This is a genomic window from Epilithonimonas sp. (genome assembly GCF_056329745.1).
Genome location: NZ_JBWEYV010000003.1, coordinates 167,938 through 183,532 on the forward strand (window position 1 = coordinate 167,938; position 15,595 = coordinate 183,532).

The following is a 15,595-nucleotide window of genomic DNA, read 5'->3' on the forward strand; positions in this document are numbered from 1 at the left end:
CTATGAATTCTGACCAATTATTCAACGACAGCATCCAAGATAAAGAATCCTTTTGGGAAAAGCAGGCACGGGAAATCAGCTGGTTCAAGTTTCCAAAAACCATCACCTCTCCCGATGAGAACAACTACAACCAATGGTTTGCAGACGGCGAACTGAATATGAGTTACCTGTGCATCGATAAACATATCGAAGATGGTTTTGGCGATCAGACTGCCGTCATCTACGACTCTCCGGTGACAAAGCAAAAACAGACTTTCACTTTTAATCAATTAAAAAATGAAGTTTCGCGACTTGCCGGTGCATTAAAATCCTTGGGTTTGGAAAAAGGCGACACCGCCGTCATCTATATGCCGATGATCCCGCAGACTTTGTTCGCTATGCTGGCGTGTGCGAGAATTGGCGTGATTCATAATGTCGTTTTTGGAGGATTTGCACCTCACGAATTGGTCGTAAGAATAGACAATTGCAAACCAAAAGTATTAATAACAGCCACCGCAGGCGTAGAAATCTCCAAAAGAATTCCCTATCTCCCACTGGTAGAAAAAGCCATTGAGCTAGCCCAAGACAAAGTAGATCACATCATTGTTTACAATAGGCGATTGGTAGATAACCAACACGAGATGTTCGAAGGCATTATTGATTACGAAGAAATCGTGAACCATGCAGAACCCGCAGACTACATTCCTGTAAAATCCACACATCCGCTGTATTTGCTTTACACATCCGGCACAACAGGGAAACCGAAAGGAATTGTGAGAGATACCGGCGGTTATGCTACGGCACTTCAATTTTCTATGAAATACCATTATGGCATTGACAAAGGGGAAACCTTCTGGGCCGCTTCGGATTTTGGCTGGGCTGTTGGACACAGTTATTCGGTTTATGGACCTTTGATTAACAGGAACACGACCATTATCTTTGAAGGCAAACCCATCATGACACCCGATGCCGGAACCTATTGGAGAATTATTTCCGAATATAAGGTTACAGCGATGTTCACGGCACCAACTGCCATCCGGGCTATTAAAAAAGAAGATCCGAATGGCGAATTGGTTAAAAAATATGACTTATCGAATTTCAAAAAGCAGTTTCTGGCGGGCGAACGCTGCGATGTGGCAACCCTCGACTGGTTTGAGCAGCATATTGGATTGCCTGCCATAGACCACTGGTGGCAAACCGAATCCGGATCGCCAATGCTGGGATTACTCACCGGAAATAATGATTACCACATCAAAAGAGCCTCGGCAGGAAAACCAGTTCCGGGTTATGACATTAAAATTTTTGATGAAAACGGATACGAACTTGCACCGCACCACGAAGGATATTTGGTGATCAAATTACCATTGGCACCCGGTGCAATGCTAGGCATCTGGAAAGATTTCCCAAGGTTCAAAAGTGGATATCTTTCACAGTTTGGGGGGTATTATTTCTCTGGAGATGGCGCTATTATGGACGAAGACGGCTACATCTTCATCACCGGTCGTGTGGATGATGTCATCAATGTGGCGGGTCACCGGTTATCAACTTCGGAAATGGAGGAAGTGGTTTCTTCCAACTCACACGTTGCAGAATGCGCTGTTGTAGGGATAGAAGACAGTCTGAAAGGCCAAATCCCGTTTGCCTGTGCCGTCCTGAAAAGTGGTACCGACATCTCTGAAATAGATCTGGAACAACAAATTGTGCAAAGTGTACGGGAAAAAATTGGGGCTGTTGCCTGCCTCAAAAATGTAATGGTTGTGAAACGCCTGCCAAAAACGCGATCCGGAAAAATCTTGAGGAAGCTTATCCGTACCATGCTGGACGGGAAAGATTTCCAAATCCCATCGACGATAGATGATGAAATAATTGTTGAAGAAATCCAAAATAAAATCGAAAATTATAGAAGCAGTGCCAAATAATTTTCGGAATTTTAGATATTGATGAATAGTTAAGGTTAGACAGGCTCAGCCTGACATCGCTAATATTAAACGCTTGTTAGGCAAAAATAATAAAAGTACCAGAATGAGCCTCTGTAAGCCCTTAGCTAAAGAATTATATTTTCACAAATGAAAACATTAATAAAAAAGGAAAAGAAATACAAAGCCTGAACCTAGCCCCGATTGCAGCAATTGTCTGAGCTCTCCCAATAGGCAGTGGAAAAATGCGGCGGAGATTGGGAAGCGAGTGCGGAAAGCGGGTTGCAAAAGTGTACGATAACATAAACATCGTGCTTCTAATTTTAAATCAATAAATTATAAAACAAAATATATGAGAAACTATCACATTCAGAATTTGCAGGACTATTTTAAGGAATATAAGAAATCAATCAAAAACCCGAAAAAGTTTTGGGACAAGATTGCCGACGAAAACTTTGTGTGGTACCAGCGATGGTCCAAAGTGGTGGATTATGATATGAATGAAGCCCAGATCAAATGGTTTAAAAATGCAAAATTGAATATTACCAAAAACTGTCTGGACAGGCACTTGTCTGTACGGGGTGATAAAACGGCCATCATCTGGGAACCAAACGATCCCAAAGAAGAAGCGCAGCATATCTCCTATAACGAGCTCTATGAACGCGTGAACAAAACAGCAAACGTCCTGCGCGAACTGGGAATCCAAAAAGGCGACCGCGTGTGCATCTACCTGCCAATGATCCCGGAACTGGCGGTAACGATGCTGGCTTGTGCAAAATTAGGAGCGGTACATTCGGTGATATTTGCTGGGTTTTCTGCCTCTGCGGTGGCATCTAGGGTGAATGATTGCGGCGCAAAAATGGTCATTACCTCAGACGGAAGTTACAGGGGAAACAAAGTTCTTGACCTGAAGAGCATTGTGGATGAAGCCCTTGAAAAATGCGAATGCGTAGAAAATGTGCTTGTGGTAAAAAGAACACACAATGATGTGAAAATGAAAGAACCACGTGACCACTGGATGTCCGATTTCTATGACAAAGCTTCAGCCGATTTTGTATCTGTCATTATGGATGCAGAAGATCCATTGTTTATTCTCTACACATCGGGATCTACAGGAAAACCAAAAGGGATGCTACATACCTGCGCGGGATATATGGTGTATACGGCTTATACTTTTAAGAATGTTTTCAATTACAAAGAGAATGACATCTATTGGTGTACGGCCGATATTGGCTGGATTACAGGGCACTCGTATATCCTTTATGGCCCGTTATTGAATGGCGCTACCACTGTTATTTTTGAAGGTATCCCTACTTTCCCTGATGCAGGCAGGTTCTGGGAAGTGATTGAGAAACATAAGGTGACCCAATTTTATACTGCACCAACAGCCATCCGATCCCTAGCCAAAGAAAATATAGAATGGGTACAGAAACACGACCTGGAATCGCTAAAAGTAATCGGTTCTGTAGGTGAACCTATTAATGACGAGGCTTGGCATTGGTATAACGATAATGTTGGACACAAAAGATGCCCGATTGTGGATACCTGGTGGCAAACCGAAACCGGTGGAATCTTAATCTCTCCAATCCCATTTGTAACCCCTACAAAACCGACTTACGCCACTTTGCCGTTGCCTGGCATTCAGCCTGTGCTGATGGACGATAAGCGTAATGAGATCTCCGGCAATCAGGTAACAGGAAACCTGTGTATCCGATTCCCTTGGCCAGGAATTGCGAGAACTATCTGGGGCGACCATCAGCGGTACAAGGAAACTTATTTCTCTGCTTTTCCGGGAAAATATTTTACCGGTGACGGCGCGCTTAGAGATGAAGTAGGCTATTACAGAATCACTGGTCGTGTAGATGACGTGGTAATTGTATCCGGCCACAACCTGGGAACCGCACCTATAGAAGACAGCATCAATGAACACCCGGCAGTAGCAGAATCTGCCATTGTTGGCTATCCACACGATATCAAAGGTAACGCACTTTATGGTTTTGTGATCCTGAAAGAATCCGGCGAAGAAAGAAACAGAGAGAACTTGGCCAAAGAGATTAATCAACTGATATCCGAACAAATAGGGCCCATTGCAAAACTGGATAAAATACAATTTGTATCCGGGCTTCCAAAAACAAGGTCGGGGAAAATTATGCGTAGGATACTCAGAAAAATTGCAGAAGGTGACTTCTCCAATTTTGGTGATACCTCTACCCTTCTTAATCCTGAAGTTGTAGATGAAATAAAAAACCAGAGAATCTAAAAATTTCTTAAGCAATGAGGCAGTCCTAAATAAGATTACAATTTATAAGTTAAAATACCAATCCGGAAGATTTCATTTTTCCGGATTTTTTATGCATTGCTTCCTGTGTTTTCATCTTCAGACTAAGATGTGGCCTTTTGTATTGTAAATATTAATACTTTCCATTACCATTTGCTTTAGATCCCGAGCCAATTCTAGGAGAAAGTTGTAAACATATTTATTTTCTAAGGATATATCATTGGGTTTCTATTTTTAGTTTCTTTAGGTTTATTAAGTATTTTTAAAGTCTGTAATTAATACATTTTTTCAGATAAAAAGTGATTCTAACCCTCTAAACAGTTACCCGTAAACTAGCTTCCATGGTAGTTAAAAAAAACTTGTAAAGTGTCTGTCGTAGGTGGTTTGTGTTAATTAACGGGTTTGTTGGTGGGATAATAGTGTAAGAATTACCAATTATCGGAGGGTTTTTCGGCTTGTTTAAATGTTGTGAATTGAGTAAAAGTGTAATCGAAAATTTTTGAATCTTTATTAAAAAACCCTTTTCTAAAATCACCATTTCGATTTAAAGCAACATCTTCTAATCCGGTTGTTTGATCCACCATCGAATAATTCAAAGTTGTCACTTTATGTCTAATTTTGACATTATTTACAGTAAATCTATATTTACCCTCTTTGAAGTCGATAACGACACTCCCGGCCAACACACCACTTGTCAAATAAGCATTTGTCCCCAAAAGAGTAAATCCAGCTTCCCTATATTTTGGAATTAGATCCTTAAACCTTGCGATTATTTTATTGTCAGTTTGTTCAATATCATAGAATCTTCCGGAGTTTTTCACCTCACTTAGTAATTGATCAAAATTTAATTGAGTGTATGTTATCCTCTCCCATTTGACAGATTTTTCAGGATTGTAAAAATTATCAGACTGCCCGAATATAATTACAGAGCAAAGTAAGGCGAAAAAGTAAATTAGTTTTTTCATAATCCTAATATTTGATTCTTTTTTAGTTGAAATTCTTCTTCAGTAATTATACCCTTATTTTTCAAATCCGCTAACTTTTCCAAATCATCATAATTAATTGATATGGATTTTAACTGAATGCTATTTGCATTATTATTTAAATTTTTTCTTTTATCATTTATCAGATCGCGCAATTGAAGAAATTTAGCTTTTTGCTTCTTTGTGAAAATTATACTGTTTTCGTCTTTAGCGGCATCAAAAGTTCCAGCTTTACTCTCCTGACTTCCGGGAAAAGCAAATTGTATAAAACCATTGGTTATAAATCCAGGCTCTTTTAATTGTATTGAGGTAATATCTTTGATCATAATTTCCTTTGTACCTCTTAATCCAATAAGTTTAGCTGTTAAACCTTTTCTAATGATTTCAATAGTGTTATCATTAACTTTTAAAATACCATTTTCACCTGTTGCGGTTGTGATGTTTAACTGGTCTTTTTGCTCCTCGGTCTGATCGTTTGTAAAATTTACTTTCATGGTTATTATTGTTTTTAATAAATATCGTCTGCTATAAGAGTTTCTATTTTCCTGACGTACTATAACATTTTTACAGTATTTAAAGATACAAGTACGTTGTGAGCAAATTCAGAACTTGGGTTCCACGTCCAAAATCAGTTGATCCAACAATCAATTCCAATCCGCACCCATTGAATAATATCCGATAGAGCAGTCAGACTTTAAGATATTGGCGGAAATTCTTAATGGGTGACCATCGACCTTAACGGTGCATTTATCGAGATATTTTATTTTCATAATTGTAGCAGTGTGAAAATAGTGTGAACTATTGGCGCATTTTTTCCTATTTAATCTCTTTTTACAAATGTAAGAAAATAAAAAGAGCGTTGATAAAATCATTACCAACGCTCTTAAATACAGCAGAAAGGAAGGGATTCTATATTAAGAGTAATAAACACCAATGAGAGGCTAATTGATTGTAAATGTGATTCTAAACTATTTGTTACAAACTAATAAAAGATATTAAAAAACTGTAAACAACAGCAAAAATAGTCCCTAATAATTAGGGTAGGGACTTATAGAAGATTAAATTTTTCCATTGCATTAACTTTGATTTCATCAGCTATATCTATATAGGGTTTCATAGCTTTATAATCACTGTGGCCTGTCCATTTCATCACCACCTGAGGTGGAATACCTAATGATAATGCATTACATATAAACGTTCTTCTTCCAGCATGTGTACCTAATAATGAATACTTAGGCAGTACTTCATCAATTCGTTCATTTCCCTTATAGTAAGTTTGTCTTATAGGTTCATTGATTTTAGCTAGTTCGGCAAGTTCTTGCAGATACTCATTCATTCTCTGATTAGAGATAACAGGAAGTACCTTATTGTCATGAAAATCTTCGTTTTCATACTTCTCTAAAATACTTTTACTATGATTGTTTAATTCGATTACCAAACTGTCGGCCGTTTTAACAGTAGTAACTTCTATTGCATTATCCTTAACATCAGATCTTTTAAGATTTGCAACGTCTGAATATCTAAGACCTGTAAAACATTGAAATAGAAAAACATCTCTCACTCTTTCAAGATACTTCTTTTCATTTGGAATTTTATATTCTTTTAACTTATTAAGCTCAGCCTGAGTAAGAAAAATAATTCTTTTTTGGGTTGTTTTTAATTTTGGTTTAAAAAACTTATAATCTTCATTTTTGTGATAACCTTTGTGATAAGCCCATTTTAAAAACCACTTTATAAAAGCAAAATGTTTCAAAATAGTAGAATTTTTGAATTTTGCTTTCTCTTGAAGATAGAATTGATATTGTATTAATCCCTCTTCAGTAAAATTATCAAATTCTAATTTAGGATTAAAGGTTTCCAAGTGATTTTTAATACTGTTCCACTTACTACTTGTGGCTAAAGTCCACTGATTAAGAATGGATTCTTCTTTTGTAAAATCATCGAATACTTGGTAAAAAGTTTTAACTTGAATTACTTTTTTAGATCTGCCTATTTCACTATTAAATTGGCTCCTAAAAGTATCGGCATCAGGAATAGTATTTTCCTTTTCAAATTTCAAAAATGTTCTTTCACAAGCAAACTCATATTGCTGAATCTTCCTATTAATAACGTTTGCAGCAGTTTTTTTTACTCCATGCGTTGTGTTAATTTTACACCTTTGGGTTTCTTTACTCCATTTATCAATTTCAATTCTAAAACCTACATTAAACGCAACTATAAAAGTATCCCACTTTATCCTGTAACGAAGCTTAGCTGTAGATTTATCTTTCTCCTTATCTAAAAGAAATTGAGAGTGGTAATTCATTAAAATAATTAATTCTAATATGAAGATTTGAAAGCCTTAACTTCAAAACCTTCAATTTGATTTATACTATAAGTTTTATTTTGTTTGTTCAATTTGAAAACTTGATAATCATTATTACAGATATATTTGGTCGTTCCTGCTTTCTTAGATTGCCAATCTGGTGTTTCTAAAAGCTTCAACATCACATCCGGTGCTACATCACTAAATTTAAAACATAATGGAACGCTAGTTCTTCTGGATTGGTTATAGAGACCTACAAAAGGATTCCATCTTTGAAAACTTTCTGCAAATAAAACTTTGCCTTCTTTATAAATTTCGATAAAGAATATAGTTTTATCCAAATCCATTATTTGTTTTGTTTTTAATTCATCAGGTTCTGAAAATACTCCACCTGCACGATTTTCTGCAATAAATTGTATTTCAGTATCTGTAAGTTGTGTTTTGTTTTGTGAAAAAGAAAACGCAAATACTAGGATTGAAGTCGTAACTAAAAATTTTTTCATTCTATTTATTTTTTAAAATTTCTAATAATATACTTATCTGATTCTGACTTATTGAAAGTCTTTCTGTCAATTGAATTTGTAGGTCAATCATACTAGATACATCATTATGCGAAATAGTGACTGTTCCCCCATTGTTATTTATATTGTGGTTTCCATCCCCTGTATTACTAATCTTCTGCTCATTTCCTTTGAGCATTTCTCCTACACCAAGAATTAACCAATAGGGGTTTGTTTGAGGATAATTAATGAATATATTCTCTAAAGCATCAGAATTAATAGGTCTATTTTTCTTCTCACCAGTAAAATTCCCATAAGTCATATTAATTTTTTTAAAAAATTCAGCCTTACTAACTTCCACATTTTCAGCAAGTAAAAGAATTCTTTCTTTTATATTAGATAATTTATTCTCCATTATTTTGTTAAATAGAGAAATTATTCTCTATATTTGTCAAAGATTTAAAGCAAAAGAAAAAACAACGTTTTTAGCAAATTTAATTAAAATATGGAAACTAAAAAAATTGATTTAAGAACTCCAAAACAAAGAGAAAAAGATAACAGAAATATACGAATTATATCTGTTTACAAAGAAATAATTAGTAACGAGGAAGAGGAAGGCAAAGCTTCGTTCAAATCAGCAATATATCGTGGTGTAGGTTTAGAGTTTGGCCTCTCAGCAAGTGGTGTCCGAATGGTTCTTTTGAAAAATGGTGTTATAGAAAAGTAAGCGTTAAACCTGCTTACTAAGAATCAAATTTAATCCAAAAATCGGCAATATAATGAAAAATATAGATCGTAACTCATTCCTCTTTCAATTAACAGTGCATGAATTTCTAGAACTTTTATCTTCTCTGAAAGAAGAACAAGAATCAAATTTATCTCTTGATGCAGCTTCCGGCACAACTGAATATGTTTACGGTATTTCAGGTTTAGCAAGAGTATTGGGTTGTTCAAAAAGTCATGCAGGAAAATTAAAAAATTCAGGGATTTTCAATGATGCAATTATCCAAAATGGAAGGAAAATAATAATTGATAAGGAGAAAGTAATCAGATTATTCAACGCCCAAAAAAAATCATAAAATGTCAAACATCAACCTTAAATCCAAAATTTCAGATTTAACCGTAGAGGAATTTTTATCCTTGCAGCAAGTAAAAGTCAAGAGATATGAATACGGTATCAAGGGGATAGCTAAAATTTTTGGTTGTTCCAGAAACCACGCACAAAAAATTAAAAAGTCAGGTAAAATTGATGGGGCTTTAGTGCAAAACGGAAATACAATCGTAATTGACGTTGAAATGGCTTTACAGCTCTTTGATGAAACAGGTAAAAAATGAATGTACAAGAATTAATAACAAGATTTTGGTCATATAATCAAAAACACAATTTTGGTGCGGTAAGCTGTGCAATTTATTTATTTCTCTTGGAAAAATGGAAAGATGAAAAGCAAGTTGATTCAATTAGGATATCAGACCTTCATATCTGCCAAATATTGAGCTTAACTAGACCAACGGTTAAGACTGCTAGGGACAAACTATTAAAATATGGATTAGTAGAATTTCAATCAAAAAATGGATCCGCAACCTATTACAAAATAGTTACAGATTTTTCAGAAATAGACTTTAACCCAGATATAAGTATTAGTTCCGTAAAAGAAAAAAAACCTATACGTCCTGAATTGCAAGATTTAAATCCTGCAAAAAATCTAAAAGCTATTAAGCCAAAAGCAAAAGTTGAGACTGAACCGGAAGTAAAAACTGAAAATCAAAAAGAGCTTCCTGATGGAGTGCCGTCATTTGACGAGTTTTTAGAATATGCAAAAACATTAAGTATTTATTCTTCAAATGATGATTTCGCTATTCAGGAAAAATACAATCAATTGTTGGATGATAAGTGGCTAAACAATATGCAAAAACCAATACGAAACTGGAAAGCCCTGCTTAAAAGTACATTTCCATATTTGAAAAAAGCAAGTGAGAATAACACCTCTATAGAGATTAAAAAACTTCCATCAATAAAAAGAACCCAACCCTCAAAATAAAGATTATGCAAATAGATCATCCTACTCATTCAAGTTCTAAAAAACAGAGAGAAGAAGCCATTAAGCTGCTTGAAAGTTTAAAGGCAAATCCTAACACTAAAAAAGCGATTATAGTCCCTAGCGGATTTAGTAATGATTTTGAGCAATTTAAAAAAAAGATCGCTTTAAAAAAGGATAAAGCAAATTCTTAATAAATGGAAAAACACCAGGATAGATTAATCAGAAAAATTTACGAAAATTCTAATCATCACGATTTAATAAGATTAGGAAACAAGTTCGTAGATGACTTTCTTTTTGAGGATAATCAGATAGCTGACATTCCGATTAATGCTTTAAGAGTAATTTTCAACATTATATCTTTACTAGCATCTGATCAGTTTAGGCCAGAGGATCATCCAAAGCAGCTAAGCCTATTTGATCAGGAATTTGAAACTGAGAATAATGTTTTTGCAGCTATGAAAATAAAAAATAGTAAAATTTCTCCTAGTGGTTCGACAAAACAAGTCATAGAAGCTTACGAATTTCTAACTAGATTCAAAATGGAATGGTATCGCTCCACGAATTGCAGCGGAAAAGAAATAAAGACTTTTGGTGGGCTTATTTCTACACCATCCTACGACCAAAGAGGATATACCACATTTCTAATTAGTAGCTATTGGTTAAAGAAATTGATGATTATTCCAGAATACAATATAATTCTTTACAACCTAGTTTACAATATAAAAAATAACAAACATGTTTTGTTTGCTATTTGGTTAAAAAAAATCCCCAGTAATGGAACGCTTTTAAAGCTTACAACGTTCAACCATAAATTTGGCCTTAACTATAAGAATACAAAGGATTTTTGCACGAAATTCTTAAATCCAGCCAGAAAAAATCTTGATAAATTTAGCGATCTCAGTTTTAATTATAAGCAGGAATCCGGAAGTATTCGCATAATTCCTTATTCAACAAAGACGATTGAAGATCAAGAAATATCATTACATACAAAGGAAACTTTGGAAATAAAATATCGTTTGAATTATCTGAAAAAACGTTATGGATTGTCAAATGATGATTTTACCAATTTCTCTTATCATTATAAAAAAATACCTACCACCAGGAAACTGATAGAAATTGCATATAAAGAATTCATTTCACGAACTCGAAGACAAAATGTACAATCAATCAAATACCAAGGCAAGGCTTTTCTGCAAGAAATTCAAAATATTATAATTGAATTTTATAAAGTTAGTAAAGCTGGACAAACAATCCCAAACGGTTATCCAAGAATAATCTAATTCGGAATTGCACTCCACTATATTCGGAATTGCACTCCCCCATAATTCGGAATTGCACTCTCTAAAATTAAAAAAATGTTAAAACAATTAGTTAATCACCAATTATTTCGGAATTGCACTCCCCTATATTCGGAATTGCACTCCCCTAAAAAAATGCTTTCAAATAATATTTCGGATTACAACTCCCCCTTTCGGAATTGCACTCCCCTAAAAATACATTCCTTTTCGGAATTGCACTCCCAAACTTTCGGAATTGCACTCCCAAACTTTCGGAATTGCACTCCCCTTAAAAATAGCTATAAGGTCTATTAATAAAAGGGTTTCCCGACGTTATTAAAAATATATTAAAAGTAATTAAAAAGTTTTTTTCTTTTTAAAAGGAAAAAAAATCAAAATATCAGTTGCAGAAAGAAAAAATATGGCACTAAAAAAACGCATCAAAATTGAAAATGCTACAGCTTTTAAGTTAGAATACTTTGAAGGTGAAGCAGAACTTAAGGAAAAGGAATTTTCCAGTTACAAATCTATGGAACAATTCCACAGTAGACAAAGCGATTTTTTGTATTTAGACATAAACCGATGGGCTTTCGTTAACGAAAAATGGCATAAGTTTATAAAGCTTCGGTCTCCTTTTGTATTTCAAAAAGAAATAGACTTTCTCAATAAAGTTTTCGATGAAAATTTTGAAGTTAAAAAACTTCAAAATTCAAATAATGAAGATCCTAATCCTCAAAAATAATATATGAACAAAAAATTTATCACAGCTGGTTCGTTGTTTATATCACTATTGTACGTTGATTTATTTTGTGGAGCAGGAGGAACAAGTACTGGTGTGGAAGCTGCATTAATTCATGGAGAAAAATGCGCAAAAGTAATCGCTTGTGTTAATCACGATACCAATGCAATTGCATCCCATACTCTAAACCACCCAGATACATTACATTTTACTGAAGATATCCGTACGCTTGACCTTCGGGAACTGATCCAGCACGTCAATAAACTTAGAAAAAAGTATCCATTTGCTAAAGTGGTACTTTGGGCATCTTTGGAATGTACCAATTTTTCAAAAGCCAAGGGTGGATTGGCAAGGGATGCAGATTCCAGAACATTGGCAGAACATCTGTTTAGATATATTGAAGCTTTAAATCCGGATTCTGTACAAATTGAGAATGTTGAAGAATTCATGAGTTGGGGAGATCTGGACGAAAAAGGCAAACCAATCAGCAAGGATAAAGGAAGACTTTATTTAAAGTGGGTAGATAATGTTAAAAAATACGGATATAATTATGATTACCGCATTTTGAATTCTGCTGATTATGGAGCTTTGACTAGCCGCAAAAGATTTTTTGCTCAATTCAATAAGACTGGATTCCCAATTATTTGGCCATTAGCTACACATGCAAAAAATCCTGTAACCGGACTTTTTGATAATTTAGAAAAATGGCGTCCAGTAAAAGAAGTCTTAGATTTTGGTGACGAGGGAAATTCAATCTTTGGAAGAAAAAAAGCTTTGGTAGAAGCTTCGTTAGAAAGAATTTGGCACGGACTAGTAAAGTTCGTTGCTGGGGGAAAGGATAAATGGTTACTTAAATATAATTCTGTAAATGGAAAAACAAGAAAACACAATCCTCCTGGGATCGATGATCCATGCCCAACGGTTGCTGTTCAAAATAGATTAGGGTATGTTAACTGTAGTTTTTTATCAGCATACTACGGCAATGGTTTTAATTCATCCGTTCAAGAACCTTCACCGACTGTAACAACGGGCGATAGATTTTCTTTGATTAGCTCTGTTTTCATCGATCAACAATTTGGGAATAGTAAACCTGCTGGTATTGACACGGTTTTAGGTTCAATTACAACAAATCCAAAATATGCTAAAGTTCACGCAGAATGGCTATTAAATACAAATTTTAATAATAAGGGAAGTTCAGTTGACGAGCCTGCACCAACGATAACTGCAAATCGAAAATGGCACTACCTAATGGATGCCCAATATAGCCGAATTGGTAACAGTGTGGATCAGCCGTGCTTTACTTTGATAGCAAGAATGGACAAAACACCTCCTTATTTAGTAGAAATTTCGCAAAGTGGTGAATTTCCTTCATTCATAAAAATTATTGAGAATTGTGCAATCTATGAAATATACGATACTGATTCCCCAATGACTGTAAAAATAAAAGAATTTATGGCATTGTATGGTTTAGTAGATATTAAAATGAGAATGTTAAAAATTCAAGAGTTAAAAGAAATAATGGGATTTCCAAAAGACTATATTTTGATTGGCACTCAGGCTGAACAAAAAAAATTTATTGGCAATGCTGTAGAAGTAACGATGGCTCGAAAAATATGTGAAGCTATCGCTAACGAAATTTTTGAAAAAAGAAAAGTTGCATAAAAAAAATGTTTTATGAGAGTCACAGATAAAATAACAATGTTATTATCAGACAGAAATGATGTACTATCGGAACTGTCTAATTATTCTTTTGAAGTTGGTATTTTCGATTTAGAGTACGGTATAGGGGAAAGTTCAAAAAATTTTGTAAGCAGAAATAGTCCAATAATTCAGAGCAATGGTCAAAAAACTAGTATAAAAATGCCTAGTTACAAATTTGAAATTTGGGATGCTAATGTTCCTGAAGATGATATTTTTGATAACATCAAAAGTATTACAAAAAACCAGATATATTTTGGAGCCAATTACTATCAAAAATTAATTGGTAATCCTCAGAAACCACCACGTAGAAATGAATATCAAGATTTTCTTTCTGCAAATCCAACTGGCTGGATCATCTGGGATAAAATCAATGGGAACAATGATTTCAGTGATTGTGAAGTCATTTATACTTCTTATGATTTTCCTTCACACGTTGTATACTTTATGTGGAGCGGAATGATGCAGGGAATATACTGCGGAACCGACTTTGATAAAGCAAACGTTCAGCAGGGTGACAAATCACTAAACGTCAAAAGAATTCACCCAACCCAAAAACCAGTCCCAATCTACAAATATTTACTTTCAAATATTATCAATACAGGAGATGAAATTCTCGAACTTGGTTTTGGTTCAGCATCCCTCGCTATTGCCTGCCATGATTATGACTTTTCATTATTAACTTGTGAGAACAATATTGAATATTATAAGTTAGGGACTGAAAGAGTGATAAGTCATTCGAAATTAGGTAAATTAAATTATTAAATTAATTAGCCTTATTTATACTTATTTAGACTGTAAACATCTGGTAATGTAGGTTTTAACATTGGTTTTCAAGACTTTTGTAATTAAATCAAATAATTGTGCTCCAAAAACCATTGAAAAATCTTGATTTAAAAGGAAAGCAACCTAATACAATTTAATCTTAAAATATCATGCAAGAAATATTTTTTACAATCATATTAAAATTGCTATCTGGCCTTATTATAATAGTAGTAATTACATTAGCTGCTGAGAGAAAAAAAACAAGAGCATTTGAGAAATTTGTGAAAGAAGAAAACTCAAGAGTTCTAGTTAATGAAGAAATAGATTTGTATGAATGCTTTACCATTCCGCAAAGACTACATGGTAAATCTTCAAATTATGTTCAACGAATTAAAAATAAATCGTCTTTTGCACCAAAAATTGTTTCAAAGATTGATGAATATTCAGCAATCAGAGACTCTTTAACAATATTGGAATTTATTAAGGCCAAAAATAAGGATAACGAATGGCTACGGAGAGAAGACTGGATAGATAATTTACCAATTGAAGACTTTCAAGATGTTATTTATTTAGATTATAAAAAACAAAATTATTCTTCTGCAACTGATATTACAGGAGTTACTAACAGAAACTTGTCGGGAACTACAAAAAATCTTTATAGAGGCTCTGTACAAGATTACAGTTTCTCGTTCAAACGCAATATCGGTCTAGGTAGTACCTATCTGAATCCTCAGGAAAAAAGAATTTTTTGGAATGCTGCCTTTAAGGGTTATGAAACCTTTAAAAAAATGCATGGAAGATTTCCTAGAACTGAAGAACCTTATGGATCATGGGCTAAGAAGCAGAGAAAAGCGGAATTAGATGAAATACAAATTCAGAAATTACTTGCTCTTAATCCCTATTTTTTTGATAGAAATAAATCTGAAGCAATGATAGATTTTCTAAAGAAAAACTACAATTCTAAATTTAAGAAAGTAAAAAATATCAAACAATATTTTCGACGAAAGTATATTCTTGGAACCCTTACACAAAAAGAATTCGAAAATTTGCTTGAGATTGATGATGGATTTTTCTTCATCAACACTAACTAGGATTTGCTTCTTTCTTTTTTAAATA

At 34.3% G+C, this 15,595-nt stretch carries 17 protein-coding genes; 12 read left to right on the forward strand and 5 right to left on the reverse strand.

What is annotated here, in order from left to right; genetic code table 11:
- Positions 1 to 2: 2 nt before the first annotated feature.
- Positions 3 to 1,898 carry an AMP-binding protein gene (locus AC00Y6_RS03850; RefSeq protein WP_474489296.1) on the forward strand — a complete coding sequence of 632 codons (1,896 nt, stop codon included), beginning with the start codon at positions 3 to 5 and terminating at the stop codon, positions 1,896 to 1,898.
- 328 nt (positions 1,899 to 2,226) lie between these two features.
- A complete protein-coding gene (acs, locus tag AC00Y6_RS03855; protein WP_474489368.1) occupies positions 2,227 to 4,155 on the forward strand; it encodes an acetate--CoA ligase in 1,929 nt (642 codons plus the stop codon).
- 446 nt (positions 4,156 to 4,601) lie between these two features.
- Here acs and AC00Y6_RS03860 read toward each other — a convergent pair whose 3' ends face one another.
- The 5 genes from AC00Y6_RS03860 to AC00Y6_RS03880 form a co-directional block, all read right to left on the reverse strand.
- Positions 4,602 to 5,138: a hypothetical protein gene (locus AC00Y6_RS03860; protein WP_474489297.1), complete on the reverse strand. Its 537-nt coding sequence runs from the start codon at positions 5,136 to 5,138 to the stop codon at positions 4,602 to 4,604.
- Complete coding sequence (locus AC00Y6_RS03865) at positions 5,135 to 5,650, reverse strand: SHOCT domain-containing protein (RefSeq protein ID WP_474489298.1); 516 nt, start codon at positions 5,648 to 5,650, stop codon at positions 5,135 to 5,137. The genes AC00Y6_RS03860 and AC00Y6_RS03865 overlap by 4 nt, the downstream gene beginning before the upstream one ends.
- Positions 5,651 to 6,204: 554 nt before the next feature.
- Complete coding sequence (locus AC00Y6_RS03870) at positions 6,205 to 7,461, reverse strand: phage integrase SAM-like domain-containing protein (RefSeq protein ID WP_474489299.1); 1,257 nt, start codon at positions 7,459 to 7,461, stop codon at positions 6,205 to 6,207.
- Between the two features lie 14 nt (positions 7,462 to 7,475).
- On the reverse strand, positions 7,476 to 7,964 hold the full coding sequence (locus AC00Y6_RS03875; RefSeq protein ID WP_474489300.1) for a hypothetical protein: 489 nt from the start codon (positions 7,962 to 7,964) through the stop codon (positions 7,476 to 7,478).
- Position 7,965: 1 nt separating this feature from the next.
- Entirely contained in the window at positions 7,966 to 8,376 is a 411-nt protein-coding gene (locus AC00Y6_RS03880) for a transcriptional regulator (protein WP_474489301.1), read from the reverse strand.
- Between the two features lie 90 nt (positions 8,377 to 8,466).
- On the opposite strand from AC00Y6_RS03880, the gene AC00Y6_RS03885 reads away from it, so the two are divergent.
- The 10 genes from AC00Y6_RS03885 (at position 8,467) to AC00Y6_RS03930 (ending at position 15,570) form a co-directional block, all read left to right on the forward strand.
- The gene (locus AC00Y6_RS03885; protein ID WP_474489302.1) at positions 8,467 to 8,688 is read left to right on the forward strand and encodes a hypothetical protein; all 222 of its coding nucleotides are present in this window, start codon (positions 8,467 to 8,469) and stop codon (positions 8,686 to 8,688) included.
- A 52-nt stretch (positions 8,689 to 8,740) separates the two neighbouring features.
- Positions 8,741 to 9,040, forward strand: coding sequence for a DUF3853 family protein (locus AC00Y6_RS03890; RefSeq protein ID WP_474489303.1), 300 nt, complete (start codon positions 8,741 to 8,743; stop codon positions 9,038 to 9,040).
- Position 9,041: 1 nt separating this feature from the next.
- Positions 9,042 to 9,296 (forward strand): DUF3853 family protein, encoded by a 255-nt coding sequence (locus AC00Y6_RS03895; protein ID WP_474489304.1) that lies wholly within the window; start codon positions 9,042 to 9,044, stop codon positions 9,294 to 9,296.
- Positions 9,293 to 10,000 carry a hypothetical protein gene (locus tag AC00Y6_RS03900; RefSeq protein ID WP_474489305.1) on the forward strand — a complete coding sequence of 236 codons (708 nt, stop codon included), beginning with the start codon at positions 9,293 to 9,295 and terminating at the stop codon, positions 9,998 to 10,000. The genes AC00Y6_RS03895 and AC00Y6_RS03900 overlap by 4 nt, the downstream gene beginning before the upstream one ends.
- A 5-nt stretch (positions 10,001 to 10,005) precedes the next feature.
- Positions 10,006 to 10,191, forward strand: a complete 186-nt coding sequence (locus tag AC00Y6_RS03905) for a hypothetical protein (RefSeq protein ID WP_474489306.1) — start codon at positions 10,006 to 10,008, stop codon at positions 10,189 to 10,191.
- Between the two features lie 3 nt (positions 10,192 to 10,194).
- A complete protein-coding gene (locus AC00Y6_RS03910; RefSeq protein WP_474489307.1) occupies positions 10,195 to 11,280 on the forward strand; it encodes a hypothetical protein in 1,086 nt (361 codons plus the stop codon).
- A 418-nt stretch (positions 11,281 to 11,698) separates the two neighbouring features.
- A complete protein-coding gene (locus AC00Y6_RS03915) occupies positions 11,699 to 12,019 on the forward strand; it encodes a hypothetical protein (RefSeq protein WP_474489308.1) in 321 nt (106 codons plus the stop codon).
- 3 nt (positions 12,020 to 12,022) lie between these two features.
- Complete coding sequence (locus AC00Y6_RS03920) at positions 12,023 to 13,678, forward strand: DNA cytosine methyltransferase (RefSeq protein ID WP_474489309.1); 1,656 nt, start codon at positions 12,023 to 12,025, stop codon at positions 13,676 to 13,678.
- A 12-nt stretch (positions 13,679 to 13,690) separates the two neighbouring features.
- Positions 13,691 to 14,479: a DNA methyltransferase gene (locus AC00Y6_RS03925; protein WP_474489310.1), complete on the forward strand. Its 789-nt coding sequence runs from the start codon at positions 13,691 to 13,693 to the stop codon at positions 14,477 to 14,479.
- 170 nt (positions 14,480 to 14,649) lie between these two features.
- Entirely contained in the window at positions 14,650 to 15,570 is a 921-nt protein-coding gene (locus AC00Y6_RS03930) for a hypothetical protein (protein WP_474489311.1), read from the forward strand.
- Positions 15,571 to 15,595: the final 25 nt, after the last annotated feature.

What these genes read in the sequence shown, in the direction of transcription:
- AC00Y6_RS03910 (WP_474489307.1), top strand. Translation starts at nt 10,195, where the DNA reads ATGGAAAAACACCAGGATAGATTAATCAGAAAAATTTACGAAAATTCT.
- AC00Y6_RS03850 (WP_474489296.1), top strand. Translation starts at nt 3, where the DNA reads ATGAATTCTGACCAATTATTCAACGACAGCATCCAAGATAAAGAATCC.
- AC00Y6_RS03930 (WP_474489311.1), top strand. Translation starts at nt 14,650, where the DNA reads ATGCAAGAAATATTTTTTACAATCATATTAAAATTGCTATCTGGCCTT.
- AC00Y6_RS03865 (WP_474489298.1), bottom strand. Translation starts at nt 5,650, where the DNA reads ATGAAAGTAAATTTTACAAACGATCAGACCGAGGAGCAAAAAGACCAG.
- AC00Y6_RS03880 (WP_474489301.1), bottom strand. Translation starts at nt 8,376, where the DNA reads ATGGAGAATAAATTATCTAATATAAAAGAAAGAATTCTTTTACTTGCT.
- AC00Y6_RS03900 (WP_474489305.1), top strand. Translation starts at nt 9,293, where the DNA reads ATGAATGTACAAGAATTAATAACAAGATTTTGGTCATATAATCAAAAA.
- AC00Y6_RS03905 (WP_474489306.1), top strand. Translation starts at nt 10,006, where the DNA reads ATGCAAATAGATCATCCTACTCATTCAAGTTCTAAAAAACAGAGAGAA.
- AC00Y6_RS03875 (WP_474489300.1), bottom strand. Translation starts at nt 7,964, where the DNA reads ATGAAAAAATTTTTAGTTACGACTTCAATCCTAGTATTTGCGTTTTCT.
- AC00Y6_RS03925 (WP_474489310.1), top strand. Translation starts at nt 13,691, where the DNA reads ATGAGAGTCACAGATAAAATAACAATGTTATTATCAGACAGAAATGAT.
- AC00Y6_RS03885 (WP_474489302.1), top strand. Translation starts at nt 8,467, where the DNA reads ATGGAAACTAAAAAAATTGATTTAAGAACTCCAAAACAAAGAGAAAAA.
- AC00Y6_RS03860 (WP_474489297.1), bottom strand. Translation starts at nt 5,138, where the DNA reads ATGAAAAAACTAATTTACTTTTTCGCCTTACTTTGCTCTGTAATTATA.
- AC00Y6_RS03890 (WP_474489303.1), top strand. Translation starts at nt 8,741, where the DNA reads ATGAAAAATATAGATCGTAACTCATTCCTCTTTCAATTAACAGTGCAT.
- AC00Y6_RS03870 (WP_474489299.1), bottom strand. Translation starts at nt 7,461, where the DNA reads ATGAATTACCACTCTCAATTTCTTTTAGATAAGGAGAAAGATAAATCT.
- AC00Y6_RS03920 (WP_474489309.1), top strand. Translation starts at nt 12,023, where the DNA reads ATGAACAAAAAATTTATCACAGCTGGTTCGTTGTTTATATCACTATTG.
- AC00Y6_RS03915 (WP_474489308.1), top strand. Translation starts at nt 11,699, where the DNA reads ATGGCACTAAAAAAACGCATCAAAATTGAAAATGCTACAGCTTTTAAG.
- AC00Y6_RS03895 (WP_474489304.1), top strand. Translation starts at nt 9,042, where the DNA reads ATGTCAAACATCAACCTTAAATCCAAAATTTCAGATTTAACCGTAGAG.